This is a genomic window from Candidatus Halobonum tyrrellensis G22 (assembly GCF_000495475.1).
Classification (GTDB): Archaea; Halobacteriota; Halobacteria; order Halobacteriales; family Haloferacaceae; genus Halobonum; species Halobonum tyrrellense.
In genome coordinates, this window is record NZ_ASGZ01000068.1 from 94,868 (window position 1) to 120,660 (window position 25,793).

Annotated in this window: 23 protein-coding genes; 9 read left to right on the forward strand and 14 right to left on the reverse strand. The window is 71.7% G+C overall.

Annotation, left to right across the window (positions count from 1 at the left end; translation table 11 throughout):
- Positions 1-29: 29 nt before the first annotated feature.
- From K933_RS16665 to K933_RS16690, 6 genes are all read left to right on the forward strand, one after another.
- Positions 30-902 (forward strand): transcriptional regulator TbsP domain-containing protein, encoded by an 873-nt coding sequence (locus K933_RS16665; protein ID WP_023395928.1) that lies wholly within the window; start codon positions 30-32, stop codon positions 900-902.
- A 55-nt stretch (positions 903-957) separates the two neighbouring features.
- Positions 958-1,539 carry a flavin reductase family protein gene (locus tag K933_RS16670; RefSeq protein ID WP_023395929.1) on the forward strand — a complete coding sequence of 194 codons (582 nt, stop codon included), beginning with the start codon at positions 958-960 and terminating at the stop codon, positions 1,537-1,539.
- Between the two features lie 142 nt (positions 1,540-1,681).
- On the forward strand, positions 1,682-2,245 hold the full coding sequence (locus tag K933_RS16675; protein ID WP_023395930.1) for a (2Fe-2S)-binding protein: 564 nt from the start codon (positions 1,682-1,684) through the stop codon (positions 2,243-2,245).
- Entirely contained in the window at positions 2,245-3,183 is a 939-nt protein-coding gene (locus tag K933_RS16680; RefSeq protein WP_023395931.1) for an FAD binding domain-containing protein, read from the forward strand. Before K933_RS16675 ends, K933_RS16680 begins: the two co-directional genes overlap by 1 nt.
- On the forward strand, positions 3,180-5,543 hold the full coding sequence (locus tag K933_RS16685; protein ID WP_023395932.1) for a xanthine dehydrogenase family protein molybdopterin-binding subunit: 2,364 nt from the start codon (positions 3,180-3,182) through the stop codon (positions 5,541-5,543). Before K933_RS16680 ends, K933_RS16685 begins: the two co-directional genes overlap by 4 nt.
- Positions 5,544-5,815: 272 nt before the next feature.
- Entirely contained in the window at positions 5,816-6,022 is a 207-nt protein-coding gene (locus tag K933_RS16690) for a hypothetical protein (protein ID WP_023395933.1), read from the forward strand.
- A 229-nt stretch (positions 6,023-6,251) separates the two neighbouring features.
- Here the strand turns inward: K933_RS16690 and K933_RS16700 are convergent, their stop codons facing one another.
- The 7 genes from K933_RS16700 to K933_RS16730 all read right to left on the reverse strand — a co-directional run bounded on the left by K933_RS16700 (position 6,252) and on the right by K933_RS16730 (position 15,147).
- Positions 6,252-7,817, reverse strand: a complete 1,566-nt coding sequence (locus K933_RS16700; protein WP_023395935.1) for an alpha,alpha-trehalose-phosphate synthase (UDP-forming) — start codon at positions 7,815-7,817, stop codon at positions 6,252-6,254.
- A 91-nt stretch (positions 7,818-7,908) separates the two neighbouring features.
- Positions 7,909-8,262 carry a DUF5789 family protein gene (locus K933_RS16705; protein ID WP_023395936.1) on the reverse strand — a complete coding sequence of 118 codons (354 nt, stop codon included), beginning with the start codon at positions 8,260-8,262 and terminating at the stop codon, positions 7,909-7,911.
- A gap of 117 nt (positions 8,263-8,379) precedes the next feature.
- Positions 8,380-9,039 carry a helix-turn-helix domain-containing protein gene (locus K933_RS16710; protein WP_023395937.1) on the reverse strand — a complete coding sequence of 220 codons (660 nt, stop codon included), beginning with the start codon at positions 9,037-9,039 and terminating at the stop codon, positions 8,380-8,382.
- Between the two features lie 362 nt (positions 9,040-9,401).
- On the reverse strand, positions 9,402-10,721 hold the full coding sequence (locus K933_RS16715) for a tyrosine-type recombinase/integrase (protein WP_023395938.1): 1,320 nt from the start codon (positions 10,719-10,721) through the stop codon (positions 9,402-9,404).
- Positions 10,722-11,110: 389 nt separating this feature from the next.
- On the reverse strand, positions 11,111-11,548 hold the full coding sequence (locus K933_RS16720; RefSeq protein WP_023395939.1) for a hypothetical protein: 438 nt from the start codon (positions 11,546-11,548) through the stop codon (positions 11,111-11,113).
- 46 nt (positions 11,549-11,594) lie between these two features.
- The gene (locus K933_RS16725; protein WP_023395940.1) at positions 11,595-12,332 is read right to left on the reverse strand and encodes a hypothetical protein; all 738 of its coding nucleotides are present in this window, start codon (positions 12,330-12,332) and stop codon (positions 11,595-11,597) included.
- Positions 12,333-12,432: 100 nt separating this feature from the next.
- Positions 12,433-15,147, reverse strand: coding sequence for an alkaline phosphatase PhoX (locus tag K933_RS16730; protein WP_023395941.1), 2,715 nt, complete (start codon positions 15,145-15,147; stop codon positions 12,433-12,435).
- A 445-nt stretch (positions 15,148-15,592) separates the two neighbouring features.
- Here K933_RS16730 and rdfA point away from each other — a divergent pair, with 445 nt between their 5' ends.
- Together rdfA and K933_RS16740 are read left to right on the forward strand one after the other, a co-directional pair.
- Positions 15,593-16,216: a rod-determining factor RdfA gene (gene rdfA / locus K933_RS16735; protein ID WP_023395942.1), complete on the forward strand. Its 624-nt coding sequence runs from the start codon at positions 15,593-15,595 to the stop codon at positions 16,214-16,216.
- Between the two features lie 65 nt (positions 16,217-16,281).
- Positions 16,282-18,231, forward strand: coding sequence for an archaea-specific SMC-related protein (locus K933_RS16740; protein ID WP_049947985.1), 1,950 nt, complete (start codon positions 16,282-16,284; stop codon positions 18,229-18,231).
- Positions 18,232-18,474: 243 nt separating this feature from the next.
- Here the strand turns inward: K933_RS16740 and K933_RS16745 are convergent, their stop codons facing one another.
- Positions 18,475-19,491 carry an NAD-dependent epimerase/dehydratase family protein gene (locus K933_RS16745; protein ID WP_023395944.1) on the reverse strand — a complete coding sequence of 339 codons (1,017 nt, stop codon included), beginning with the start codon at positions 19,489-19,491 and terminating at the stop codon, positions 18,475-18,477.
- 106 nt (positions 19,492-19,597) lie between these two features.
- On the opposite strand from K933_RS16745, the gene K933_RS16750 reads away from it, so the two are divergent.
- Positions 19,598-20,701 carry a Gfo/Idh/MocA family protein gene (locus K933_RS16750; RefSeq protein WP_023395945.1) on the forward strand — a complete coding sequence of 368 codons (1,104 nt, stop codon included), beginning with the start codon at positions 19,598-19,600 and terminating at the stop codon, positions 20,699-20,701.
- A 49-nt stretch (positions 20,702-20,750) separates the two neighbouring features.
- Here the strand turns inward: K933_RS16750 and K933_RS16755 are convergent, their stop codons facing one another.
- The 6 genes from K933_RS16755 to K933_RS16780 all read right to left on the reverse strand — a co-directional run.
- Positions 20,751-21,482: a sugar phosphate isomerase/epimerase family protein gene (locus tag K933_RS16755; RefSeq protein WP_023395946.1), complete on the reverse strand. Its 732-nt coding sequence runs from the start codon at positions 21,480-21,482 to the stop codon at positions 20,751-20,753.
- Between the two features lie 109 nt (positions 21,483-21,591).
- Positions 21,592-22,821 (reverse strand): AGE family epimerase/isomerase, encoded by a 1,230-nt coding sequence (locus K933_RS16760; RefSeq protein ID WP_023395947.1) that lies wholly within the window; start codon positions 22,819-22,821, stop codon positions 21,592-21,594.
- A gap of 130 nt (positions 22,822-22,951) precedes the next feature.
- Positions 22,952-23,593 (reverse strand): hypothetical protein, encoded by a 642-nt coding sequence (locus K933_RS16765; RefSeq protein ID WP_023395948.1) that lies wholly within the window; start codon positions 23,591-23,593, stop codon positions 22,952-22,954.
- A 42-nt stretch (positions 23,594-23,635) separates the two neighbouring features.
- Positions 23,636-24,115, reverse strand: coding sequence for a hypothetical protein (locus K933_RS19110; protein ID WP_023395949.1), 480 nt, complete (start codon positions 24,113-24,115; stop codon positions 23,636-23,638).
- The gene (locus tag K933_RS16775; protein WP_049947986.1) at positions 24,115-24,993 is read right to left on the reverse strand and encodes a ParA family protein; all 879 of its coding nucleotides are present in this window, start codon (positions 24,991-24,993) and stop codon (positions 24,115-24,117) included. Before K933_RS16775 ends, K933_RS19110 begins: the two co-directional genes overlap by 1 nt.
- A gap of 250 nt (positions 24,994-25,243) precedes the next feature.
- Positions 25,244-25,793: lysylphosphatidylglycerol synthase transmembrane domain-containing protein (locus K933_RS16780; protein ID WP_023395951.1), on the reverse strand; the 550-nt coding region annotated here is incomplete at its 5' end.

The window sequence follows — 25,793 nt, forward strand, 5'->3', positions numbered from 1 at the left end:
TTTTGTGTCCCCTCGCGAAACCCCGACCGATGAGTGTCGAACCGGTCGCCGAGAGCCTGCGTCGTCTCGTCGACCACCCCATCGCGGCCGCGGCTGACGGGGGGGACGACCCCCTCGTCGTCTCGGCCGACGCGGCGGTGCTCCGCGAGACCCTCCGGTCGGTCGCCTCCCTCGCCGACGCCGCGGCCGACGACGGCGACGACGACGCGCCCGGGTGCGTCCGCCTCTGCGGGCCCCCCGCGGCGCTCGACGCGGCGACCGACGAGTTCCGCACCGCGGCGCGGGCCGCCGACCTGGTCGAGTCGGACCGTCTCGACCTCCGTACGGTCGACGACCGCACGCTCCCGTCGGTGCTGGTCGCGGCCGGTCGGGCGCTCGCGCCCGTCCCACTCCCCGACGGGCGGGCGGTCGCGCTCTCGACCGACGAGTCGGCGGTGGTCTCGGCCGTCCGAACCGCCTTCGCGGAGACGGTTGCGGCGGGCGACCGCTACCGACTCGGGGTGCCGGCGTACAGCCGCCTGCTCGAGGAACTCGGATCCGAGGTCGGCTCGACGACCCGCGAGGAGTTCGCGGCCGCACTCGACGCCCCGGTCACCGTCCGCGGTCCCGACGACACGCTCGACGAGATAGACGCCGCCCTCCTGTTGGGCGCGCGAAACCGCGCGCAGTTGTACGAACTCTCCGAGTGGGCGGAGTCGGTCGGGCTGGCCAGCCGCGCGACCGTCTCCTCGCGCAAGCGCCGGCTGGAGGCGGTCGGCCTGCTCGCCACGGAGAAGGTGGCGACCGACGTGGGCCGGCCGAGACAGCGGCTGGTGCTCGCGGACGAGTCGCTCGCGTCCGTGGGGGTGTCCGACCTGGTCCGCGCCGCGCGGAGCGTGCTGGTCGACCCGGGCGCCCGGTAGCGGAACCGGTCGCCGCGGCCGCAACCGCGAGGCGGGTCGCCCTCCTCGTCCGCGCATGGAACTCGACCCCGAGTCGGTCGACTCGCTCTACCGGACGCTCGCGGGCGCGGTCGTCCCCCGACCCATCGCGTGGGTGTCGACCGCCAGCGCCGCGGGCGAGCCGAACCTCGCGCCGTACAGCTTCTTCTCGGTCGCCGCCGTCGACCCGCCGACGCTGTCGTTCTCGCCGAGCAAGGTCGGCGGCCGAAAGGACACCGCCCGGAACGTCGCCGCGACCGACGAGTTCGTCGTCAACGTCGTGACCGCCGACCTCGCGGAGGCGATGAACGCGACGAGCGCGACCCTTCCCGCCGGCGAGAGCGAGTTCGACCGCGCGGGCGTCACGCCCCGGGCGTCGACTGCGGTCGACGCGCCGCGGGTCGCGGAGTCGCCGGTGAGCTTCGAGTGTCGCCGCGAGGAGACGGTCGACCTCGGGGGGTCGGACCTCGTGCTCGGGCGGGTGGTCCACGTCGGCGTCGACGACGCGGTGACGACCGACGGCGAGATGGACGTGGGGAAACTCGACGCGGTGGGCCGGCTCTCGGGGAGTCAGTACTGCTACACCCGCGACCGGTTCGGGATGGAGCGGCCGGACTGAGACCGAACCGGGGGCGGGCGTCCGTCCGGGTCGCGGACCCGCGGGCGACGAACCGGGCGGACCCGCCGGACCCCGAACCCTCATGCGACTGGCTATCGACCCACAGGGTAACGCGGGCGCGGGTCGGCGCGCCGGAGCACCCATGGGAACACACGACATCACACTCACCGTCAACGGCGAGGAGGAGGCGCTGACCGTCGAGTCGCGGACGCTGTTGGTCCACGCGCTCAGGGAGGGCGTGGGCGACACCGCCCCGAAGGTCGGCTGCGAGAGCGGCAAGTGCGGCGCGTGTACGGTCCACCTCGACGGCGAGGCGGTCAAGTCGTGCATGGTGCTGGCGGCGGCCGCCGACGGGGGCGAGGTGACCACCGTCTCGGGGCTGGGCGGCGCGAGCGGGGAGGGCGAGGGGACAGCCGAACTCGACGCGGTCCAGACCGCGTTCCACGAGGAGCACGGCCTCCAGTGCGGCTACTGCACGCCGGGGATGGTGATGACCGTCGAGGACCTGCTCGCGGAGCGTCCCGACCCCTCGGAGGCGGAGATCCGCCACCAGTTGAAGGGGAACATCTGCCGGTGTACGGGCTACCAGAACGTCGTGCGCGCCGTCGAGACGGCCGCCGACCGGCTGAGCGAGGACCCGGAGGCGGAACTGGGCGCCGACGCGGCCGACGCCGACGGCGGGACCGCGAGCGAGGTGAGCGACTGATGTTCCCGCCGGCGTTCGACTACCGCCGGGCGGGGAGCGTCGCGGAGGCGCTCGACCTGCTGGCGGCTCTCGACGACGCGCGGCCGCTCGCGGGCGGCCACAGCCTCCTCCCCGCGCTCAAGACCGGAGGGGCCGACGAGCGCGTGGGCGCGGTGGTCGACCTGAGCGGCATCGAGCGGCTGGACGGCGTGTCGGTCGACGGCGGGGAGACGGTCGTGGGCGCGCTGACGACGTACGCCGACCTCGCGTCGTCGGCGACGCTGCGCGAGCGGGCGCGCGTGCTCGCGGACGCCGCCGGCGAGGTGGGCGACCGCCAGATCCGGAATCGAGGGACGGTCGGCGGCAACCTCGCCGCGGCGGACCCCGGCGCGGACCTGCCCGCGGCGGCGCTCGCGGCGGACGCGACCCTGCGGCTCGAAGGGCCGGACGGCGGCCGGTCGGTGGCGGCGACCGAGTTCTTCGAGCCCGACGGCGGGACGGCGGTCGCCGACGGCGAACTCCTCACCGAGGTGCGGCTCCCCGGCGCGAGCGGGGCGGGCGGCGCGTACGCGAAGAAGACCCACCCCGCGTCGGGGTACGCGATGGTGGGGGTCGCCGCGGCCGTCAAGGCGAGCGAGGGGGTGGTGACCGCCGCCCGGGTCGCCGTCAACGGCGTGACCGACCCGCCGACGCGGCTCCCGGGCGTCGAGGAGGCGCTCGTGGGCGACCCCACGGGGGCGGACGCGGCCGAACGGGCCGCCGCGGAGGCGACGGCCGACCGCGACGGCGCGACGCTCGTCGGTGACGTCCACGCCTCGGGCGCGTTCCGCGCGGAGGTGCTCCCCGCCGTCGCCGAGCGGGCGCTGACCACGGCGGTCGGGCGAGCGCGAGCGGACGGGGACGGCGATGCGGGCGATGAGGACGATGCGGACGACGCGGGCGCGGGAGGCGGGCGATGAGCCTGACCGACGCACCCGACGAACAGCGGGAGGCGGACGAGGCGGCCGGAGAGACCGACGACGAGGGCGGGAAGCTGGTGGGGCAGGGTATCGACCGCCGGGAGGACGCGGCGCTGTTGACCGGCCGCGCGACGTTCACCGACGACGCCGACGCCCCGCGGGTCGCCCACCTCGCGTTCGTGCGGAGCGAGGAGGCGCACGCGGACGTCGAGGCGGTCGACACGGCGGCCGCCGAGGCGCTCGACGGCGTGCTCGCGGCGTACACGTGGGCCGACGTCGAGGCCTCGGACGCGCCGGGCGTGCTCCCCATCTCGGCGGAGGCGCTCGACTGCGACCCGCCGGGCCACCCGGTGCTCGCGCGCGAGCGCGTCCGGTACCACGGCCAGCCGGTCGCCGCCGTGGTCGCGGAGGACCGCTACACGGCCCGCGACGGCGTCGAGGCCGTCGAGGTGTCGTACGACCCCCGGCCGGCGGTCGTCGACCCCGTCGAGGCCCGCGGCGCGGACGCGCCGACGCTGTTCGAGGGCGCGCCCGACAACGTGGCGGTCACGACCGACCTCGGCGACGAGGCGGCGACCGACGCGGCGTTCGCGGCCGCCGACCGGACCGTGGAGGTAAAACTGGAGAACAACCGGCTGATCGCGTCGGCGCTCGAACCGCGCGCGGCGCTCGCGGAGTACGACGCCGGGAGCGACGAACTCACGGTGACGATGACCAGCCAGTCGCCCCACGGCCACCGCCGGAAGCTCTCGGAGACGCTCGGCCTGCCCGAGCGCTCCATCCGGGTCGTCGCGCCGAGCGTCGGCGGCGGGTTCGGCCACAAGGGACACCACCACCCGGGCGAGGCCGCGGCGGCCTGGGCGGCGCGACGGCTCGGCCGGCCCGTGAAGTGGACCGCGACGCGGTCGGGCAACTACCTCGCGGGGGCGCACGGCCGCGACCACCGGACCACCGCGAAGATTGCGGTCGACGACGACGGCACGATCAGGGGGCTGCGCGCCGACACGGACGCGGGCGTCGGCGGCTACGGTCTCGGCGGCGGCGCGTCGCTCCCCGGCTGGTACGGGAGCCTGCTGTCGAGCGAGTACGCGGTCGACGCGGTCCACTGTCGGACCCGCTCGGTGTTTACGACCACCGCGCCGGTCCACTCCTACCGCGGGGCCGGCCGGCCCGAGGCCATCTACGTCACCGAGCGCCTGGTCGACGCCGCCGCCCGCGAGGTGGGGATGGACCCCGCGGAACTCCGCCGGCGGAACCTGATCGACCCCGACGCGTTCCCCTACGAGACCCCCACGGGCGCGACGTACGACAGCGGCGACTACGAACCCGCACTCGACGTCGCGCTGGAGGCGGTCGACTACGAGGCGGTCAAGGCGGCTCCGGACCGCGACGACGACGGCCGCTACCGCGGGGTGGGGCTGGCGTGTATGGTGGAGTCGACGGGGAGCGGCTTCGAGACCGGCCTGGTGCGCGCCCACCCCGACGGCACCGTCACGGTGTACGCGGGCACCCACTCGCACGGACAGGGGCACGGCACGACGTACGCCCAGATCGTCGCGGACGAACTCGGCGTCCCGTACGACGACATCGAGGTGGCGGAGGGCGACACCGAGCGGGTCCCCACCGGAACGGGGACGTTCGGGAGTCGGAGCACCGTCGTCGGCGGCAACGCGGTCGCCGAGAGCGCCGCCGACGTCCGCGAGAAGGCGACCCGGATCGCGGCCCACCGTCTCGACGCCGACCCCGCGGACGTGACGCTCGCCGACGGGACGTTCTCGGCGCCCGACGGCTCCGCGGTCGGGTTCGCGGACGTGGCGGCGGCGGCCCACGGCGGCGACCGGCCCGCGGGGATGCCCCCGGGGCTGGAGGCGACGACCGCCTACGAGTCGGAGGCGACGGCGTACTCGTTCGGCACCCACGCCGTCGAGGTCCGCGTCGACGCCGACACCGGCGAAGTCGACGTCGAGACGTACGTGGCGGTCGACGACTGCGGCGAGCGGGTCAACCCGACGATCCTCGACGGGCAGGTCCACGGCGGCGTGGCGCAAGGGGTCGGACAGGCCCGCTCGGAACACGCGGTGTACGGCGACGACGGCGAACTCCTCACCGGGTCGATGGACCGCTACGCGCTCCCGCGGGCGGCGTCGGTGCCGCACGTCGAGACGCGCGCGACGGTGACGCCCAGCCCGCACAACGACCTCGGCGTGAAAGGGATCGGCGAGGCCGGCACCATCGCCGCCCCGCCCGCGGTGGTGAACGCGGTGCTCGACGCGCTCGAACCGCTGGGCGTCGACAGCGTCGACATGCCGCTGACCGACGAGCGCGTCTGGCGTGCGATCCACGGCGAACCGGGGCGCTGAACCGGTAGACCGCTCGCGGGCGTCCGGCGGACCGAGCGTGACCGACGGTCGCGAACTACCGACGCTCGCGACGCCGGGACCGCGAGGCGTCGCCGCCCGAAACAGTTTTGTTCGCCACGTCGAACGGGCAGTCGACCGGTGTGAACCCGGTCCGGACGGACCGCGGCCGCGGTTCGGGGCTCCCGCCCGGTGACCACGGACCACCGGCTGGTATAACGGTCCCGTCGCACGCAAGCACAATCACGTAGTTACTTCGAGGCCGTGGAGTGAGTATGAAAACAGCGGACCGGGCCGACCTCCGCGAGGAAGTCGAGCGGCAGGAGGAGCGGATCGACGAACTCGAGGAGACGATCAAACAGCTCGCGTCGGAGGCGGGCGTCGGGCCGATGACCCAGTGTTTCCGGTGTGACCACGGGCGGCTCGTGATGCAGGACGGCTTCCTCGAGTGTACGAAGTGCGGCTACCGGACCGGGCTGTAGGGGTCGAGCGGGCGGCCGTCGACCGTCGAGGGAGCGACGACGGCCGGCACGCGGGGTCTCGTTTTGGCGGGGTCGTCGGTCGGGAGACGCTTCACCGAACTGCAACCGGCCGGTCGGTCGACGGCGTCCGACGAGCGGGGCGCTCCGGCGTCGCCGCCGCCGAACACGGAAAGAGCGGAACGGAACCGCCCGGAAGTCGCCCGGGCGCGCCGGCCCGGCGACCGCCGGCTCAGCTCTCCGACTCGCCCGCGTCGGAGGTGGAGGCGCCGACCGGGGCGTCGGTCCGCCGCTCGACCGCCTGGATGGCGCCGAACGCCGTCCGCATCCAGGTGTCGATGTCGTTGGCCTCGACCCGGCGCTGGAGCGCGCGGGTCCGCCACCGGCGTTCGGGCGGCGCCATCCGGAGCGCGTCGGCCAGCCCCTCGGCGGTGTCGGTGGCGTCCTGCGGCGTCACGCCCACCGCGTACTCGCCGAGGTAGTCGAACGCCCCCGCCTGGTCGCTCAACACGAGCACCCCGTCGCCGTCGCCCTGCGCGGCGACGTACTCCTGGGCGACGAGGTTCATCCCGTCGCGCAGCGGCGTCACGAACCCGACGTCCGCCCGGCGGTACAGCCCGTACAGCGTCTCGTTCGTCACGTACTCGGTGGTGTACACCACCGGCGTCCAGTCGTCGGTGGCGAACCGCTCGTTCACCTCGTCGACCCGCTGTTGGACCCGCTCTTGGAGGTCCTGGTACGCCGGGATGTTCGACCGGCTCTCGGTGCCGAGTTGGACGTACGTCACCTCGCCGCGGAGGTCGGGCTGGTCGTCGAACAGGCGTTCGAGCGCGTCGAGACGCTCCGGGATGCCCTTCGTGTAGTCGAGGCGGTCGACCCCCAACACGACCTTGTTGTTCTCGTCGACGCCCTTCTCGTCGAGGAACGCCGCGGCGGCGTCGCGCGCCTCGTCGGCGGACGCCCGCTCGCGGATGTCGTCGACGGGGACGCCCATCGGGAACGCGCCGAGGGTGGTCACCTCGCCGTCGTAGACGATCCGGCCGCGCTCGCGGTCGACGCGCGCCTCGTCGAGCGACTCCTCGACGCACTCGACGAAGTTCTCGCAGTAGCGCGGGACGTGAAAGCCCAGCAGGTCGTTGCCCAGCAGGCCGGCGAGCACCTCCTCGCCGTTCGGGCAGGTGCGGAACACGTCCCACGACGGCCACGGGATGTGCCAGAACTGCGCGAGCGCGGTCGAGTCGGGGATGCGGTCGCGGAGCAGCCCCGGCGCGACGCCGAAGTGGTAGTCCTGTAGCCAGACGACGCCGCCCGGCCGGGCGTGGTCGGCGACGGCGTCGGCGAACAGTTCGTTCACCTCGGCGTACCGCTCCCAGTAGGCGGGGTCGTCCCGGACCAGCGACATCGTGGAGTGACACAGCGGCCACAGCACCTGGTTGGCGAACCCCTCGTAGTACTGTTCGACCTGTTCGTCCGAGAGCCAGACCCGCCGGAGCGTGTAGCCGTCGCCCTCGTCCGCCTCCGGCGGGACCGACACGCAGTCGTTCTCGTCGACGACGTCGCGGTCGGCCGTGCCGTCGCCCCACGCGACCCACGTCCCGCCGCTGTCGCGGACCGCGGCGCTCAGCCCCGCGGTCAGCCCGCCGGTCGGTCGGTCGACGACCACCTCGCCGTCCTCGTCGTAGTCGTGGCGGAACGGCTGGCGGTTCGACACCACGACCATGTCCTCGGCGGACCAGTCGACGGCACCCGGCGTGCCCTCCGCCGTCCACTCCGACCCGCCCCCGTGCGTTTGATTCATACGCATCTGCGAGTTACCTAGTGGACGCCCGTGGCCGGGGTAACACCCCTGCTTGCGTGTGCACGCCTCCCACACCAGTCTCCCGGCATCCTCAGACCGACTCCTGGTCCTCTTCGTCGGGCGCCGTCCCCGACCCGCGGTCGCTGTACCCCTCGCGGCCGACGGCCCCCGAGCCGACCGAGTTCATCACGGCCTGCTGGACGTCGCGCGGCTCCTCGTAGTCGTCGCCGCCCTGCTGGATCGACATCACCTCCTCGAAGGTTCGGGTCTCGCCGTCGGGGAACGTCAGTTCGTAGTCGCCGTACTCGGAGACGAGTTCCTCCGTGGTCGTCGGGTAGTCGTGGCCCTCGAGTGCGTTCGACAGATCCTCGCCGAACTCGACGCCCTGTTCGCGCTCCGGTACCTGCCCTTCCTCGCTCGCGCCGTCGCCGGATTCGTCTGCCATACGTTCGGATTCGAGCCCCCCACGTGAAGGCGTTGTGGCAGCCGCCCGCTTGCCCCTCGCCGCGGGCGGCGAGCTGAGAGGCGAGGGATGAACCGGGGTGTTCGCGCCGCCGGGCGCTCAGTCGTCGTCGGCGAACCCGATGAACAGCGTGTCGTCGACGAGCGCCTCGGTGCCGCGGCGGATGCGCTCGGAGAGCGCCTGGTGGGAGACGCCCATCTCCTCGGCGAGTTCCTCCAGCGTGATCTCGCGGGGGACCGAGAAGTAGCCCCGGCGGGTCGCCTTCACCAGCGCCTCGTACTGCTCGGTGGTGAGACCGTAGCGGCCGGCGGGTTCGCCGTCCATCTGGCGGACCGAGTCCACCTCGAACGTCAGCCCGTGTTGGTCACAGAAGTCGTGCGTCTTCGAGAACAGCTTCCGCTCGGGGTAGAACACGCGAAACTGCCACCGCCGCTCTCGACCGATGGCGTCGAGGATGGTCGCCTCGGAGTTGGTGAGCATCTGTAAGAGGAGCTTGATGTTGTCGACCCACTCCATCCGGAGGAGCGACTCGTCGTCGAACTCGGCGAGCACCATCACGTTCTGGACGCTCGAATCGTCCTCGAACACCTCCTCGATCCGGTCGGCCGACGCGCCGCGCACCCACAGCATCGGCATGACCGCGTCCTCGCCGCTGTCGACGATCCGTTCGATATCGAACTCCAGGTCGGGGATCGTCTCGAGCGAATGCGCCAGCGCGAACTCGTTGGCGGGAACCGTTCCCCGTACGATGGTCGCCATGTGTTCGACGGCTGTAGGAATGTGGAGGGGTTAGTTACGTCGCTTCTAGTCGCAGACACAGGTAGCGTCCGCGACCGGGAATTCACCGATCGAATCACAAACGACGCAGGGGACGACAGTATCTCGCCGGTAATACCGCCATATCGCCCGCTTGGGCGATAAATACTGCGTTAACGCCCGACTTGCGACTGAACCTGTCACTATCTGTATCACAGACCGCCCGGGAGGGGTTCGACCGTCGAGCGCCAGCGACGCCCAGTCGAGATAGCTCGTCCGAACTCGTCCGTCCGCACGTGTACTCACGGGGTCCTAAACGGCGTCTCGGAGCGAAAATACGCTGGCGGCTTGCGGCCGGGCTCCTCTCAGTCGGGCCGCTCGCCGCTCCAAGCGTCGCCCGCGACGGCGTCCGCGCCCGCCCGTCGGTCGGTCGGCCCCTCGAACGCCGCCGCGAGTCGGTCGCGCATGAACTCCCGGCGGAGGTCGCGGGCGCGCTCGTCACGCAGGTAGTTCTCCACGACGACCGTCGGGTCGGCGCTCCCCTGTTCGTCGGCCACCTCGCCGACCAAGTCGAGAACCGGCCCGAGCACCGACGTGTACGCGTCGTACCAGAACCGGCGGGCGAGTTGAGGGGAGGGGCGCGCGCCGTCGACCGTGTCGGGTAGGTCGGCCGCCCGCGCCAAGTCGCGGAACCACGACCAGACCGTCCCGCGGGTGACGTGGCCGCTGGCGGCCTGCGCGGAGGGGAAGAGGTAGCCCGGCGGCTCGTCGTCGGTCGCGAGCGCGTCGAGACGGGCGGAGAGGGTCTCCTCGCCGTACAGCACGGACACCTCGCCGGGACCGTTCTTCCGCTCGTCGAACCGGACCGCGGTCACGTCGCCGCCCTCGCGGACGAACTGGTCGGCGTGGAGCGCCGCCGCCTCGCCCGCGCGCAGCCCCCACGCCGCGAGCGCGACCACGAGCAGGCGGTCGCGGGTCGACTCCGCGGCCGCCGTCAGCGCCCGGACGTGGGCGGGGGCGAGCGCCGGGGGGTCGGCGTCGGTCACCTCCCACTTGAACTCGGTGTACAGCCCGGTCGCCGGGTTCACCCCGGCGCGTTTCCGGCCGACGAGGTGGGTGTACCACTCGTCGACGACCGACCGAACCCGCCGCTTGGTGCGCGCGGCGTACCCCTCGGCGTCCAGCCGGTCGAACGCGGCGTAACACGCGTCGGTCGCGCGGTACGCCGGCACGTCGGCGTCGCGCGCGACCGGCGAGAGCAGGTCGTCGTCGCCGTTCGCCGCGGCGTACGCGCGGACGTAGAGGTTGAGCCGCCGGCGGAGCGTGTCGACCGACGCGTCCGCCAGGTCGGCGTGTCGCTTCCGCCGGCGCTCGACGAACCGGTCGAGCGCGTCGACCGTCCCTTCGTGGTCGCTGTTCCACTCGTAGCCGGCTTCCTCGTGGCCCAAGACCTCGGTCCAGAACTCGCCCAACGAGAGGTCGTGGTGGCGGCGGAGCGCCGCGAGGAACGACCGGAGGCCGCGCTCGCGGAACCACTCGTGTGTCGGGCGGTGGTCGGGCGGCTTCCCCTCGCCGTCGAGGCGGGGGAGAACCACCCGGCGGTACTCGTCGGCGAACCCCGCGCGGTCGAGCGTCGTCCAGCGGACGCCCGAGAAGTCGGGGCGGTCGCCGGCCGCGTCGCTCATCGCATCCCCCGGACGGCGCGGGTCGGCGCTCTCGAACGAGTCATGTTCGGGTGGTTCGGCGGAACTCTCTACTCACTAATAATTTTGTGGGGAAGACGGACCCGTGCAGTCCGTTCGACCCACGGCCGATCCGGGGCGAATCCGCCAAAACTAGGTAAATCGTATATCGCGATACGCAATGCGGAGAGGAGCGACGCTACCGGGCGCTCGTCCGGGTCCGCAGGACGGCCACGCCGCTGGCGGGTGGATAACTGGCGGGCAGAACGCCGAGTACCCCTACCCGGTGCCCGCCGCTGTACCCGGATCGTGGGGGTCGTCGGGAATAGGTCTTGTGTCGGTTCGGCCTTCCCGAACGGCCGCCGGGGCGCCGGAGCGCGGAGCGGGGGCCGTCAGGCCAGCCCGCGTTCCTCGACGCCGTCGCGGATCAGCGTCCCGCGCTTCCGGACGCGGTTGACGTACCGCTCGACCTTCTCGGGTTTCTCGCCGTAGTAGGAGGCGATCCACTCGACGTCCGTGTACGGTTGGGTGAGGAAGTACGCGACGAGGGTGTCGCGGCCGGCCTGGATGATCTCCGGCGGGACGCCGCGTTCGCCCGTGCCGGCCTCCTCGAAGCCGTTCACGTCGAAGTAGACGTCGGCGTACAGTTCGGCCAGGTCGGGGTCGTCGAACTCGATCCCCCGGTGGTGGGGCGCCTCGAACCGGTAGACGGTGGCTCCCTCTCGGGTCGTACACTCGACGATGCGGACGTCGAGGACGTACTCGCGGTGGGTCGATTCGGCTCGGTCGCCGGACGGGTCGTCCGGGGTCGGGTCGTCGGGTCGTGACATGGGTGATCTGGTGGGTGGAGTCTGACGGAACGCGGTTGCGGTCGAGTTACGGTCGGCGCACGAGCGCGAGTGCGGCCAGCAGGCCGACGGCGACGAACGCGAGGACGGCCGGGAGCGGGGCGGCGGTCGCGGTGGTGTCCCCGCCCGGGTTCCCCGCACTCTCGGCGGCGTCCGCGGTGGCGGTCGACGCCGCGGCGGCGGCGGCGGTGTCGGTGGTCCCGGCACCGGCGCTCCCGGCGGTGTCCCCGCCGGTCACCGTCACGACGCCCGCGCGCGTCGCCGGGTCGAGTGCGCTCCCGTCGTCGGCGTCGAACTGCCGCGGTTCGACGACGAGTTCGGTCTCGCCGGGCGCGACGCCCGCGAGTTCGACCGTCGCGAGCGTCACGTTCGACGCGCGGGGCTCGACCGCTCCCTCCACGTCGGCGGCTTCGAGCGTGACGCTCGCGCCGTCGTCGGCTATCGCCGGGTCGGTCGTCAGCCCGAACGCGTCGGGGTAGCCGGCCGAGTCGATGTGCGCCGTCTCGGGGTCCGACACCGAGAGGTCGAGGTAGTAGCCCGACAGTCCGTCGGGCGCGTCGGTGAGGACGACGCCGACGGTGACGGTGCCGTCGGGGGCGACGGTCGCGCCGCCGACGCGGACGGTCGGGGCGTCGCTTTGAGCCGCGACCGTCCCGGCGGCTGTGACCCCGCCGAGGAGGGCGAGCGCCGTCAGTCCGAGCGCCACCCCGCGCGGGCGGTCGGCGGCGAGCGTCGCGAGTACGGAAATCGGGTCGTATCGTGTCATGTGTGGTGTCTGTGGTGGATTCCGAGCGGGACCGGGCGGCCGTCGGCCGCGGGACCGACCGACGGTCGGACGCGACGGGCCGGCTTCAGCGCGGGTCGGGTCAGTTGACCTCTTCGTAGAGGGAGACCACGTCGTCGTAGTCGAGTTGGCCGTTCTCGTTGAAGTCGTACGCCGACTCGTTCATCCGGACGCTCTCGGAGTCGAAGTTCTCGAAGAGGATCTCGACGTCCTGGTAGTCCAGCCGGCCGTTGCCGTTGAGGTCCTCGTAGAGACCGTCGTTGTCGAGGTCCTCGGGGGCGGTGCCGTCGTCGCCGCCGACGTTCGACGGGCCGGCGACGAACACGCCCGAGAGCCCCTCGGCGTCGAGCGACTCGCCCGACTCGTCGTCCATCCGCTCGACGTCGACCGTCAGGTCGGTCGTCCCGGTGGCGTCGGCGCGGACGGTCAGCGACGCGAGTTCGACGTTGCGGCCGCCCGGCTGGACGCCCTTCTCGGTGTCGGCGAACCGCAGCGTAGCCGTCGACCCGTCGCTCGACACCGAACGCTCGGTCAGCCCGAGTTCGTCGGCGAACTCGACGCCCTCGATGGTCGCGACGTCGGGGTCGGAGACGCCGACCGTGAGCGTCGCGCCCGACACCCCGCTCGGGAGCGAGGTGGCCTCGACCGGCACGCTTGCGGTCTTCCCCTGCGCGACGGCCATCGACGCGACGTCGACCGTCACGTTGGGCTGGTAGACGTACAGGCAGTCGTTGGGGTACGACCGCGCGGGACCGCCGAAGCCGTCCTCACAGCAGAGGACGCGCCCGTCGCGCATCGCGTAGACGTTGTCGATGTTGCGGAGCGCGCCGTCGGCGGCTCCGGGGCTGTCGGTGAAGTCGGGACCGACGATGACCGGGTCGAGCCGCGAGACGTCGTAGTCCGGTTCGAGTTCCGCCCGGTAGACGACGCCGCCGTCGACGCGGTCCATCTGGACGTCGCCGGTGTCGTTCGCGAGGTCGTCGTTGAACTCGGAGATGCCGAAGTAGACGAAGTCGCCCGGCTCGGAGTCGTCGACGCTGTCGACGCCCTCCGCCTTGTTGAACTCGATCGAGGCGCCGATCTCCTTGGCCGCGGCGCGGGTCTCGAGGAACGGCACCCGGCGGAGGTCCTCGTCGACGCCGCCGGGACCGTGCTGTTCGTACTGTTCGGCCCACGCGAGGATGTCCTCGTTGCTGATGTAGTTCCGGTTGCCGTTTTCGATGACCTCCAGGTCGGCCTCCTTGAGCGCCGCCTCGGGGTCCGCCTCCCAGTCGGTGTCCGCGTGTGCGTCGAGGTAGTCGGCCTGCGTGATGTCGTCGTACTCGGCGATCCACGACTCCACCTCGCCGTTGGTGGCGTGGCCGAGCTCCATCCACTCGATTTCGAGCGGGGTCTGCGCCGGCGAGTTGCGGCTCCCCGACTCGGCGGCGTTGGCGGCGTCGTTGGTGATCTTCGGCGCGTACAGCGTGCCCGCGATGTCGTCGGTGTCGTCGTAGCTGTCGATCGGTGCGTCGGCGACGAACTTGTAGACCCCCTTGCTGTCGCCGTCCGAGCAGCCGTAGACGGTCTTGCGGTCGCCCTGGATGTCCGGCGCCTCCCAGGAGGCGCGGCCCATCACCCAGTACTTCATCGGCGTCGGCGGGTCGGCCGCGGGGTCGCGGATGTCCACGAAGTAGCCGTAGCGGTACGGGTTGGGGTAGACGTCGTCGATGGGCGTCGTCGCGAGGTTCTCCTCGCCGTCTTGGTCGGCCGGGTCGGCGCCGAGGTAGTACGCGAGGAACTCGACGCCGTCGAGCGCCCAGTACCCCTGCGGGCCGAACGCCTCGGCGACGTCGCCGCTCTCGGCGTACGTCTCGATGGCCGGCCCGATCTCCGTCGGGTTCGGCCGGTTCCAGAACTGACAGCCGCCGACGAGGCCGACGCCCGACTCCGCCTCGACGATCTCGCCGACCGTGTGGGTCAGGTTAACGCGGGGGTGCGCGTAGTTCTCCTCGGCGGAGATCATCGTGTCCCACGGGCTGAGGTCGCCGTAACAGTTGATCCGCGTCCCGCCGATATCGCGGAACGCGTCGGTGTTGACCAGGTTGCTCGCGTTCTCCAGGTCGGCGCTCCACTCGCCGTCGTCGTCCCGGCTGATCGGAACCCGCGAGACGTTACCCGGGCTGTTCTCCCAGTTGGTGAACAGGTACCCCTCGGTCCCGTCGTCGTTCGTCGGGACGAACTGGTTGCAGTCGGGGTTGCTCGCCGCCAGACCGTACTGGGTGCCCGCGAAGTAGGTGTCCGCTCCCGCGGAGTCGGCGCCGACCGCCCCGCTGTCGTCCCGGTTGATGATGTTCCGGCCGTCGGGGGTCCGGGTCACGCCCAGCAGCGCCGACCCGTCGCGGATCGGCTGGCGGCCGTAGAAGAGGACCTCGTACTCGCTGTCGACCGCCCGAACGTCGCCCTGTTCCTCGCGGGTCTCGGGGATGTCCACCTCGGTGAAGTCCTCGTTGCTCCCGTCGAACTGGAACTGGAAGCCGCTGAAGTAGCCGACCGCCGCCCGTCCGAACGGTTCGCCGTTCTCCGCGGAGGGGTGCTGGAGGCTGTACAGCAGCGACCCGTCCTCGAAGACGAACGGACCGGTCACCTCCGCGCCGAACGCGGTCGTCGAGAAGCGCTTGAGACTCCCCTTCACGCTCGGGGCGCCAGCCGTGTCCGACTCCGGTACTTCCTCCGCACTCGCGACGCCGGCCACGCTCGCACCGAGCGCGGCAGCGACCGACGACGCCATCAGGTTCCGCCGATTCAGGTCCACCATGCGAGTCAAGCGGTGGGTGTGCCGGTCAAATGCGTTTATATTGCGAATATAGTATCGAAACAAGATTGCCGAGACGGGGGTGTGTGAACGTTCCTCACCGTACCGGAGAGGCGTCGCTGACGCGGCCGCCGCCCGACAGCGCTACCCCGGGTCGGCCGTCGGCCCGCTCCGATTTAGGTGTGCCTAATAGTGCGTGCGCCACGGGTGGTAAAAGAAACCGAGGTGCGCCGCCGCCAGCGGTGGACGAGGAGAAGTATCATTTATCGTTCTATCAATTATATTCGATTGTTCTTCGATTCAGCACCAATCACTATTCTGGGTGTTTCGATCGTCGAAGGCGTCGTCCCCCGAATGCGTTGGGTATTCTTTACGGCCGTACGTGCGTAATCGAGCGGGGAGGAGCGCGGACCGGGGATTTATAAACGAACGGCGCGTCCGTACGGGTGTGGCAGAGTCAAACTCGTCCGGGGACTCACAGTCGTCCCGCCGCCGCAGTAAGGTCGAACGCGTCATCGACGAGTACGACCTGGGGGAGGCGGGGGACACGCTGGTGAGACGCTGGACCAGTGAGGGAGACGACCGGATGAGCCTCCGGGCACTGGCCGACTGGTTCAACACGCGGGTGTTGGAGGCGGCGCTCGAACGGAACGGGGAGACGCCGCTGGAGGGAGAGGTGGACAACCTCTATCGACTCCTGACCGACGACGACGCGAGCGCCGGCAGCCGCACCCAGGCGGAACGGACGCTCGAACGCGACGGAGTCGACCCGGAGGAACTCCGCTCGGACTTCCTCACCCATCAGACCATATACACGTACCTCACCAAGCGACGGAACGTCTCGCGGGAGGACACCGAGACGGACCCGATCGAGGCGGCCGAACGGCGCGTACAGGGCCTGCTCGGCCGGACGCAGGCGGTCGCCGAGGAGTCGCTCGGGCGACTAGCGGGCGACCAGATCCGGGTGGGCGACGCGGAAGTGTACGCCGACGTGTCGGTGTACTGTTCCGACTGCGAGCAGACGTTCGAGTTCGTCGACCTGCTCGAACGCGGCGGCTGCGACTGCGCGTGAGGCCGTAAGCGGGCGGACGGTCCCGCTACCGCCGCGCTTAATACCTCCTGTCCGAACTAAGGGACATGCCAACTGGTCAGGAAGCGGCACCGCACTGCACAGTGCGCGCGGAGAACATCGGGGGGATCGACTCGACGGAACTGACCCTCTCGTCGGGGGTAACGGTGCTCTCGGGGCGGAACGCCACGAACCGGACGTCGTTCCTCCAGGCGCTGATGGCGGGGCTCGGAGGGGACCAGGCGACGCTCAAGCGCGACGCGGACGAGGGGCGCGTCGAGTTGGAGTTCGACGGAGAGACGTACACGCGGACGCTGACGCGCGGCGGCGACGGCGTCGTGATGGGGGGCGACCCGTACCTCGACGACGCCACCACGGCCGAACTGTTCGCGTTCCTGTTGGAGTCGAACGAGGCGCGGCAGGTCGTCGAGCGCGCGGGCGACCTCCGCGAGGTGATCATGCGGCCCGTCGACACCGACGCGATCCAAGCGGAGGTGTCGCGGCTGACCGACGAACGACAGGACGTCGACTCGCGGCTCGACTCGCTGGAGTCGCTCGCCGACCGCCTGCCCGACCTCGAACGGCGCCGGACGTCGCTCCGCGAGCAGATCGAGGAGAAGGAGACCGAACTCGCCGACAAGGAGACCGAAATCGAGGAGGCCGACGCCGAGGTCGAGGAGTCGCGGTCCGAGCAGGTCGAACTCGAGGAGACGTTGGAGGAACTCCGCGACGTGCGGTCGTCGCTCGAGGACGTCCGGTTCGACATCGAGACCGAACGCCAGAGCATCGAGGGGTTGGAGGACGACCTCGCGGAGTACGAGTCGGAGCTCGCCGACCTGCCGGAGACGCCCGCGGGCAACGTCGCGGACTTGGAGGACGACATCGAGCGGCTGCGGAGCCGCGAGCGCGACATCGAGTCGACGCTCAACCGGCTCCAGCGCGTCGTCCAGTTCAACGAGGAGATGCTCGACGGCTCCGAGACGGAGCTCCAGTCGGTGGTCGAGGGGAGCCGCGAGGGCGACGGCTCGGTCACCGACTCGCTGGTCGAGGGGGAGACGGTCACCTGCTGGACGTGCGGCTCGGAGGTCGACCCCGGGCGGATCGAGGAGACGCTCGACGTGCTCCGCGAGACCGCCGCCGAGAAGCGCGCCGAGCGCAACGAGGTCCGCGAGGAGCTCGACGAGATCGAGTCCGACCGCTCCCAGTACGAACGACAGCAGCGCGAGCGCGACCGGCTCGAACGCCGGATCAGCGAGACCGAGAGCGAACTCGACCGGCGGCGCGACCGGATCCCCGACCTGGAGGACGAGCGCGACGACCTCCACGCGGAGATCGAGGAGCTCGAGTCGACCGTCGACGAACTCGAGGGCGCCGACCAGAGCCCGCTGCTCGACCTCCACCGCGAGGCGAACCAACTGGAGTTCGAGATCGAGCGGCTGGAGGGGGAGGTCGAGGACGTCGACGCCGAGATCGACGACATCGAGTCGCAGCTCGACGAGCGCGACGACCTGGAGGCCCGCCGCGAGGAGATCGGCGAGGAACTCACCGACCTCCGGACGCGGATCGACCGGATCGAGCGGTCGGCGGTCGACGAGTTCAACGAGCAGATGGCGACCGTGCTCGACATCCTCGACTACGAGAACCTCGACCGCGTCTGGATCGAGCGCCGCGAGACGACCCGGCAGGAGGGCCGCCGGAAGGTCGAGACGACCGTGTTCGACCTCCACGTCATCCGGAGCACCGGCGACGGGACGACGTACGAGGACACGATCGACCACCTCAGCGAGTCCGAGCGCGAGGTGATCGGGTTGGTGTTCGCGCTCGCGGGCTACCTCGTCCACGAGGCGTACGAGGAGGTTCCGTTCGTCCTGCTCGACTCGCTCGAAGCCATCGACTCCGAGCGGATCGCCGACCTGGTCGACTACTTCGGCGAGTACGCCGACTACCTCGTGGTCGCGCTCCTCCCCGAGGACGCCGCCGCGGTCGACGACCGTCACGAGCGCGTCGCCCCCGCCTGAGACGCGCCCGACGCGCCCTCGGCGCGACCCCGCCGGCCCGCCGACGGCTCCCTTCCGGCACCACCGCCGACGCCCGTCCCCCGTCGCCGGAACTATTCGTGTCCGTGTTCCGATTCGACGAGCGTCGACTACGTGTAAGCAGACCGTACTCGATCCGAACGTGAGTAGTATCGTATCATTCTTCGGCGGCGGAGGCGAGCCTCCCAAGCGTCGACGGGAGCCCGGGGCGCCGCGCGGGTCGGCTCAGGCGCCGTCACGGACCGTCTCGACGAACGCCGCCTCCGCGTCGCGCCACGCCGCGACGACCCGGTCGTGTTCCTCGTCGGCGTCGCCGCCGGTCCGGCCGTGGTCGTCGAGCCACGCGGCGGTCCGACGGACGCCCTCCTCCCAGGAGACGGTCTGTTCGAACCCCAGGTCGCGGCGCGCCTTCGCGTTGTCGAACACCGCGCTGAACCGGTAGTGGTCCCGTAACCCTCGCGTCCGGTCGGGGAGCGCCTCCCGCAGCGTGTCGGTCGGGACGTAGACCAGGTCGGGGTCGGGCGCGTCGAGGGCGTCCGCGGCCCGGCGGTGGTACTGGTTCCACGTCATCGGGTGTTCGCCCGTCGCGTGGTACGCCTCGCCGACGGCCTCCTGGTTGCCGACCGCGCCGACGAACGCGCCCGCGACGTCGTCGCGGTGGCAGGTGGCCCAGACGGTCGAGCCGTCGCCGTGGACCACGATGGGGTCGCCCGCGCGGAGGCGGTCGATGTACGCCGCACCCGTCGAGAGCGTGTCGTTGAGCGTCCCGCCCTCGCCGTACGTGTCCCACGGGCGGATGATCGTGACCGGGAAGCCGTCGGTTCGATACGCCTCGAAGAGGACGTCCTCGCAGTCGGCCTTCTTGCGGCCGTAGTCGCTGACCGGCGGCGCCCGCGCGGCCGACTCGGTCACCGGCATGTCCGCGACCGGGCGGTGGTAGACGTCGATGGTCGAACAGAACACGTACTGGTCGACCTCGCCCGCGAACGCGTCGACCGCCCGCTCGACCTCCGCGGGGTCGAACGCCACCATGTCGACGACGCAGTCGACGTCGAGGCCGTCGGTCGCCTCGGCGAGGGCGCCGTCGTCGGTCCGGTCGCCGGTCACCCGGTCGACCGACTCGGGGATGGCGGCGTCCGTCTCGCCGCGCGTGAACACGGTGACCTCGTGGCCGGCGTCGACCAGTTGTCGGGTGATACCGGTGCTGATCAGCCCGGTTCCGCCGATGATGAAGACGTGCACGCCCGTTCGGACACCGTCCGAGCGGATAACTCCCGTCGGTCGGACAGCCGACGCGACACGCCGTGAGCGGAACCACTACGTCGGCGACGCCCCGTCGGGAGAGTGGATGAGTCAGTACACGGTCGCCGTCGTCGGGACCGGTCCCGACCCGGCGAACCCGACGGTCGAGGGGTTCGCCATGGGGTATCGCCACGCGGAAGCGTTCCGGAACGACGACCGCTGCCGGCTGGTGGCGTGCGCCGACCTGGTACCGGAGCACGCCGCCGCGTTCGCCGACGAGTTCGGCCTCGACGAGACGGCCGTCTTCGCCGACTACGAGCGGATGGTGGCGTCGGTCGAACCGGACGTCGTCAGCGTCGCGGTGCCGCCGGCGGCCCACGAGGAGGTGGTCGTCGGCTGTGCGCGGGCGGGCGCGGTCGAGGCGGTCCACTGCGAGAAGCCGATGGCGCTGACGCTCCGGAGCGCCGAGCGGATGGTCCAGGCGTGCTGGCGGCGGGGCGTCCAGTTGACGTTCAACCGCCAGCGCCGGTTCGGCAAGCCGTTCACCGAGGCGGCGCGGCTCGTCGAGGAGGGCGCGGTCGGCGACCTCGAACGGGTCGAGATCGGGTGGGGCGACTTCTTCGACACCGGCGCGCACGCGGTCGACCTCGCGGGGATGTTCGCCGGCGACCGGCCCGCCGAGTGGGTGATCGCCCAACTCGACTACCGCGACGAGGACGTCCGGTTCGGCGCCCACCAGGAGAACCAGATGTTCGCACAGTGGCGCTACGAGAACGGCGTCCACGGCGTGCTCTCGACGGGTGAGGGGAGCGGCCTGGTCGACGCACCGTTCCACCTCCGCGGCTCCGACGGCGAGATACGGATCGGCGGCGACCCGATGCTCGAACTCCGACGGGGGGACGGCTGGGAGGCGGTCGACGTCGGCGGCGAGACGATGCACGGCGCGCCCGGCGACGCCGACCGGTTCGGGTCGAGCTTCCACGACCGCTCGGTCGCCGCGGTCGTCGACGCCCTCGACTCCGGCGAGGAGTCGGCGCTGTCGGGGCGGACGGGGCTGAACACGGCCGAGATACTGTTCGGCGGCTACGAGTCGGTCCGGCGGCGCGGACGGGTCGACCTCCCGCTCGACATCGACGACAGCCCGCTGGAGGCGATGGTCGAGTCGGGCGCGCTCTCGCCCGAACCCGCGAGCGACCCCGGGGCGGAGTGAGGGGCGCGAGCGGCGGTCCGGCGGGTCCGCGACGGGTCCCGCGTCCCGCCTACCAGTACGCCGCGACCACGTCGTCCGCGTGATCCAGCGTCGCGTACGAGTCGGGGCGGTCCTCCGCCTCGTAGGTCAGCCAGTCGGCGTCCATCCCGCGGACCGCCTCGACCGTCCGGGCCACGTCGAGGTCCCCCTCGCCCACCTCGACCACGTCGCCCGCGTCGGCGTCGTAGTCCTTGAGGTGGACCAACTCGACCCGGTCGGCGTGGGCGTCGAGGAAGTCGAGCGGGTCGGAGCCGGCGGCGCCGACCCAGCCGAGGTCGACCTGGAAGCCCACCCGGTCGGTCCGCTCGATCAGCCGCTCGATGGCGGGTGCGCCGTCGAGGTCGGCGAACTCCTGGTCGTGGTTGTGGTAGTGGAGGTCGAGGCCCCGGTCGGCGAGTGCGGCGGCGGCGGCGTCGAGGCGGTCGGCCGCGTCGTCGACCGCCCCGGCCGATTCGAAGTTGTCGGGGTCGAGCCACGGCACCGCGACGGTCTCACAGCCGAGTTCGCTGTACGTCTCGGCGACGCCGTCGGGGTCGGACTCGATCTCGTCGAGACCGACGTGCGCGCCGGCGGCGTCGAGACCCGCGCGGTCGAGCGCCGCGGACAGGTCGTCGACGCTCGCGCCGTCGAGTCCGGCGAACTCGACGCCGTCGAACCCCGTCTCGCCCACCCGCTCGATCACCGTCGAAAGCGGGTCGTCGACGGCGTGGAGGCTGTACAGTTGGAAGCCGATGGCGGTCATACCTCGGCCGTCGCCGGTCGGAGACATAAGCGTCGGTGGTCGTCCGGGTCGGCCGCTCCCGCGTCGAGCGTTCGACCCGGACGGCCGCTCCCGCGCGAGCGCCGCGTCGCTACGCGCCGTCGGGCGGCCACTCGCCGTCGGCGGGCACCGCATCGCGCGCCCGCAACGCCTCGTAGCAGGCGTTGACGTGGTGGTAGCCGCTCTTCACTTTGGGCACCTCGTCGATACCCTCCGCCACCGCGCCCTCGGGGGTGAGCCGCTCGTAGCGGACCCCGTACGCGTGGTTGGTGGCGTGGTCGTGGAGGTAGGCGTGGACCCGGTCGAACCACTCGTCGTAGCGGTCGTCGCCGGTCGCGGCGGCGAGGCGGGCGGCCGCCCCCAGCCCCTCTTCGAGCGCCCAGGTGTACTTCCCCTCGACCACCGGGTCGCCGTCGCGGTCGACCGTGTAGTGGAAGCCGCCCCGGTCGTCGTCCCAGCCGTCGGTCACGGCGGCGTCGAAGAACCGCTCCGCGCGGTCGAGATACCAGTCGGCGCCGTCGTGTGCGTCGAGGGCGACGAGGAGCTTCGCCCACTCCAGCAGGTGGCCCGGCTGGTAGCCCCACGGCCGGAACAGGTCCCGCGGCCGGTCGCGGTTGTAGCTCCAGTCGACGTCCCAGTCGGCGGTGAAGTGCTCCCAGATCAGGCCGTCGGCGGCGTCCGCGCCGTCGCGGGCGACCCGTTCGGCGACCGAGACGGCGCGGTCGAGACACCGGTCGTCGCCGACCGCCTCGTACGCTGCCAGCAGCGCCTCGCAGGCGTGCATGTTGGCGTTCTGGCCGCGGTACGTCGGCTCGACCGGCTCCCAGTCGGCGGTGCGGTCGCTCGCGTACGCGCCGTGTTCCGGCTCGAAGAACCGCTCGTCGAGAAGATCCGCGGTCTCGGTCACCAGCCGCTCCGCGCGGCCGATGCCCGCCTTCGCGGCCGTCGCGTACGCCAGCAGGACGAACGCGTGGCCGTACGTCGACCGGGTCGCGTCGGTCACCTCGCGGCCGGCGAACTCCAGAGCGTACCCCCCGCGGTCGGCGTCGTACGCGACGTTACGGAGGTACGAGAGGCCGTGTTCGGCCGCCGGCACGCACCAGACCGGGCCGCCGAGGAGCGCGCCGACCGCGAAGCCGAAGACGAACCGCGCGGTCGGGACGAGGTGTTTCGTCCGCCCGTCGTACACCGCGCCGTCGCGGTCGCTCACCTGCGCGACGTAGCCGCCGAAGTGGGTGTCGAGCGAGCGGTCGCGGTGGAACCGGAGGACGCCGAGCGCGTCCCGGCGGAGCCACTCGGGCGATCGGAAGGGGGGCGACATCCTGTCGGTAGCTCGCCGCCGGGGGACGAAAAAGGACCCGCACAGAGGGACCCGTACGGTCGTCCGGACGTTCAGGATGGTCGGGGCGGCCGCGACCGACCGGGCCGCCGCGGCACGGTCGGCTACCCGGCTACGGCGGGTGCGACTCGTGCCACTCGCGGCAGACCGTCTCGAGCGACCGCTCGTCGTGGTCGGGTCCGACCGGGAACGACTCGGTCCGGCTGTCGAGGACGTCCGCCTCGCCGTCGCCCGCGTCGACCAACCGTCGCTCCTCGACGGTGACCGTCGGGCGGGCGACGTCGGCGTCGTCGACGACGAACTCGCGTTCGACGGTGTGCTCGCGGCCGTCGTCGCCGGGGAACGTGTACGACCCGAAGAAGGCGTAGTCCTGGTCGGGCGTGGTGTTCTTCTCCTGGAACGTCGACTCCACCGGCCGGTCGTCGAGTTCGCCGCGGCCGTACGCCGAGAGCGACGACCACTCGTCGTCGCCGCCGACGCGGCGCATCCACTCGCCGAGCGACTCGTCGCCCTCGGGTTGGGTCTCGCTCCGCCGGAGGAGGGTGACGCGCTCGGCGTCCTCGTCGAGTTCCCCCTCGTACACCACCTCGTCGTCGGGGTCGAACACGTAGCCGGTCCCACCCGCGCCGCCGCCGGCCATCCCGATCCAGCGCGACTCGACCGAGACGTTCCGGTCGTCGTCGGGCGCGTCGACCGGCCACTGGTCGAACCGGGCGTCCGTCTCCTCGTTCGGGTCGTCGCCTGAGCGACTCATACCGCCCGATCGACCCCGATCGAACTAAAGCGCTGTTGCCCCTCAGACCGGGTCGAGGTCGTACCCCCACTCGCGGAGCACGGCCGCGACGAGGTCGGGGTTGCGCTGGGCGAGAACCATCGCCGCCTCCCGGTAGTCGGACTTGTACACCTCCTCGCCGAGCGAGGCTTCGAGCGCCGCCTGGAGGTCGGACTCCCCGTCGATCACCTCCTCGCGGAGGAAGAACGGCACCTGGCTCCGCCCCTCGTTCACCGTCTCCCGGCGGAGGGTGTACGGGAGCGACTCCACCGTCGGGCGGGCGTCGGTGGCGTCCGTGTCCGCCGCCGGCTCCCCCTCGCCCGCGTCGGCCGCCCCCTCCCCGGGTTCGCCGTCGGGCGCGTCGGCCGAGTCGGCCGCCCCCCCGCGGTCGGAACGGTCCTCGTCGGCCCGCCCACCCTCCGCGGCCGCTTCGCCGCCGTCGCCGTCGTTTCCGTCGTCGCCGTCGTCCAACCCCGCGTCGCGCGACCCGGACTTGAGCCCCATCAGACGCTCACCTCCGGTTCGTCGGTGCCCGTCTCGGGCGTCGGCAGCCCGGCCTCGCGTTCGAGGTGGCGCGCGAGTCGGTCGAACCGGTCGAGCGTGTCGAGTTCGTACTCCCGCTTCCGCGAGCGGTGTTCCTCGACGTAGCGGTAGGGGCTACACTGCTGTTTCCAACACCCCTCCATCAGCGACCCGCGCTCGCCGACGACGACCGGGATGGGGAAGCCGCTCCCCCGGATCTCGTCGAGGATCTCGCGCTGGTCGCGGGTGTCCTTGTAGCCGACGGGGACCACCGCGAGCACGCCCACGTCGACGTCGATGCTCGCCTCCAGCCCGTCGACCAGGTCGTCGAGCCCCTCGATCGACTCTTGACCCTTCGCGGTCGCCTCGAACGGGATGACCACGTTCCGCACGGCCACGAGCGCGTTGTAGAGGATCGGACCCGCCTTCCCGGCGGTGTCGACGACGACCACGTCGTAGTCGTCGCGGACGCCCGCCCCGCTGAGCACGCGGTGGAGTTGGCCGTACATGCTGTACGCCTCGCCGAAGTTCTCCGCCTGCTCCTTCTCGTTGAGGAGGAACTCGTGGAGGTCCTCGAGCATGTTGTGCGAGGGGACCAGGTCGACCCCGGCTTCCACCTCGATGGGCAGGTCGGCGAACGCACCCTTCGGCCGGCCGACCAGGTGTCGGACGAGGTTGTCCGCCTCGGGGTCGCCGCGGTCGTACTCCGGGCCGAACAGGTAGGTGAGACTCCCGTTTTGGGTGTCCATGTCGATCGCGAGCACGTCGTGGCCGGCGCGAGCGTGGCTCACCGCGAGCGTCGCCGCCGTCGACGTCTTGCCGACGCCGCCCGCCTCCGACACCGGCGCGTAGGTCAACATACCGGAGTAGCTATCGCCGCCACACATAAGCTTCAGTCAGACAGTGTAGCGACGAGAGATAACTATAGTCTATAGCTATACCTTTCAGCTATACCGCCCGACTATACCGATCGATTATAGACTCAGACTATACTATCCAACCATACTGCTCAACTATAGTTTAGAGATGCACCGGTGAGCTACACTCCGGGGCGATACCCGTCGGCGACAGTCGGCAGAGCCACCGCCGGTCGTGGAAGGGGCGAGCGACCTACGGGATGTTTGGCGGCTCGGGCGGCCCGCGACCGGGACCGTCCCGCCGCCGGCTCTCGGCCGCGAGCGCCGCGGTGACGACGCCGCCGACCGCCATCGGCGCCCAGTAGGTCGCGACGCGGTACAGCACCACGCCGGCGGTCGCCCCGCCGACCGGGAGACCGCCGGCGCCGACGAGCAGGCCGACCAGCGCCGCCTCGACGCCGCCGACGCCGCCGGGGAGCGGCACCGCGACGGCGAGCAGGCCGACCGGGAGGACGAACGCCGCGAGACCGACCGACACCGGGTGACCGACCGCGCGCATCGACAGCCAGAACGCGGCGACGAGGGCGGTCCACCCCGCGGCCGACAGCCCCAGACAGGTCGCGAGACAGCGGCGGTTCCCCACCACGCGTTCGACCCCGCCGAGGAACGACGCCACCCGGGCGGCGAGCCGCGACGGGTCGACCGGGAGGACGCGACCGGTGACGCGGTTGGCGGCCGCGACGGCGGCGACGGCGACGCGGACCGCCGCCCGCCCGGCGTCGTCGCGGGCGCGCCAGCCGACG

Excerpts from the sequence above, each read along its gene's own strand:
- K933_RS16685 (WP_023395932.1), top strand. The coding sequence starts at position 3,180 with ATGAGCCTGACCGACGCACCCGACGAACAGCGGGAGGCGGACGAGGCG.
- K933_RS16775 (WP_049947986.1), bottom strand. The coding sequence starts at position 24,993 with ATGTTGACCTACGCGCCGGTGTCGGAGGCGGGCGGCGTCGGCAAGACG.
- K933_RS16765 (WP_023395948.1), bottom strand. The coding sequence starts at position 23,593 with ATGAGTCGCTCAGGCGACGACCCGAACGAGGAGACGGACGCCCGGTTC.
- K933_RS16725 (WP_023395940.1), bottom strand. The coding sequence starts at position 12,332 with ATGACACGATACGACCCGATTTCCGTACTCGCGACGCTCGCCGCCGAC.
- K933_RS16715 (WP_023395938.1), bottom strand. The coding sequence starts at position 10,721 with ATGAGCGACGCGGCCGGCGACCGCCCCGACTTCTCGGGCGTCCGCTGG.
- K933_RS16680 (WP_023395931.1), top strand. The coding sequence starts at position 2,245 with ATGTTCCCGCCGGCGTTCGACTACCGCCGGGCGGGGAGCGTCGCGGAG.
- K933_RS16675 (WP_023395930.1), top strand. The coding sequence starts at position 1,682 with ATGGGAACACACGACATCACACTCACCGTCAACGGCGAGGAGGAGGCG.
- K933_RS16730 (WP_023395941.1), bottom strand. The coding sequence starts at position 15,147 with ATGGTGGACCTGAATCGGCGGAACCTGATGGCGTCGTCGGTCGCTGCC.
- K933_RS16750 (WP_023395945.1), top strand. The coding sequence starts at position 19,598 with ATGAGTCAGTACACGGTCGCCGTCGTCGGGACCGGTCCCGACCCGGCG.
- K933_RS16760 (WP_023395947.1), bottom strand. The coding sequence starts at position 22,821 with ATGTCGCCCCCCTTCCGATCGCCCGAGTGGCTCCGCCGGGACGCGCTC.
- K933_RS16705 (WP_023395936.1), bottom strand. The coding sequence starts at position 8,262 with ATGGCAGACGAATCCGGCGACGGCGCGAGCGAGGAAGGGCAGGTACCG.
- K933_RS19110 (WP_023395949.1), bottom strand. The coding sequence starts at position 24,115 with ATGGGGCTCAAGTCCGGGTCGCGCGACGCGGGGTTGGACGACGGCGAC.
- K933_RS16700 (WP_023395935.1), bottom strand. The coding sequence starts at position 7,817 with ATGAATCAAACGCACGGGGGCGGGTCGGAGTGGACGGCGGAGGGCACG.
- K933_RS16740 (WP_049947985.1), top strand. The coding sequence starts at position 16,282 with ATGCCAACTGGTCAGGAAGCGGCACCGCACTGCACAGTGCGCGCGGAG.
- K933_RS16665 (WP_023395928.1), top strand. The coding sequence starts at position 30 with ATGAGTGTCGAACCGGTCGCCGAGAGCCTGCGTCGTCTCGTCGACCAC.
- K933_RS16710 (WP_023395937.1), bottom strand. The coding sequence starts at position 9,039 with ATGGCGACCATCGTACGGGGAACGGTTCCCGCCAACGAGTTCGCGCTG.
- K933_RS16690 (WP_023395933.1), top strand. The coding sequence starts at position 5,816 with ATGAAAACAGCGGACCGGGCCGACCTCCGCGAGGAAGTCGAGCGGCAG.
- K933_RS16670 (WP_023395929.1), top strand. The coding sequence starts at position 958 with ATGGAACTCGACCCCGAGTCGGTCGACTCGCTCTACCGGACGCTCGCG.
- K933_RS16755 (WP_023395946.1), bottom strand. The coding sequence starts at position 21,482 with ATGACCGCCATCGGCTTCCAACTGTACAGCCTCCACGCCGTCGACGAC.
- K933_RS16720 (WP_023395939.1), bottom strand. The coding sequence starts at position 11,548 with ATGTCACGACCCGACGACCCGACCCCGGACGACCCGTCCGGCGACCGA.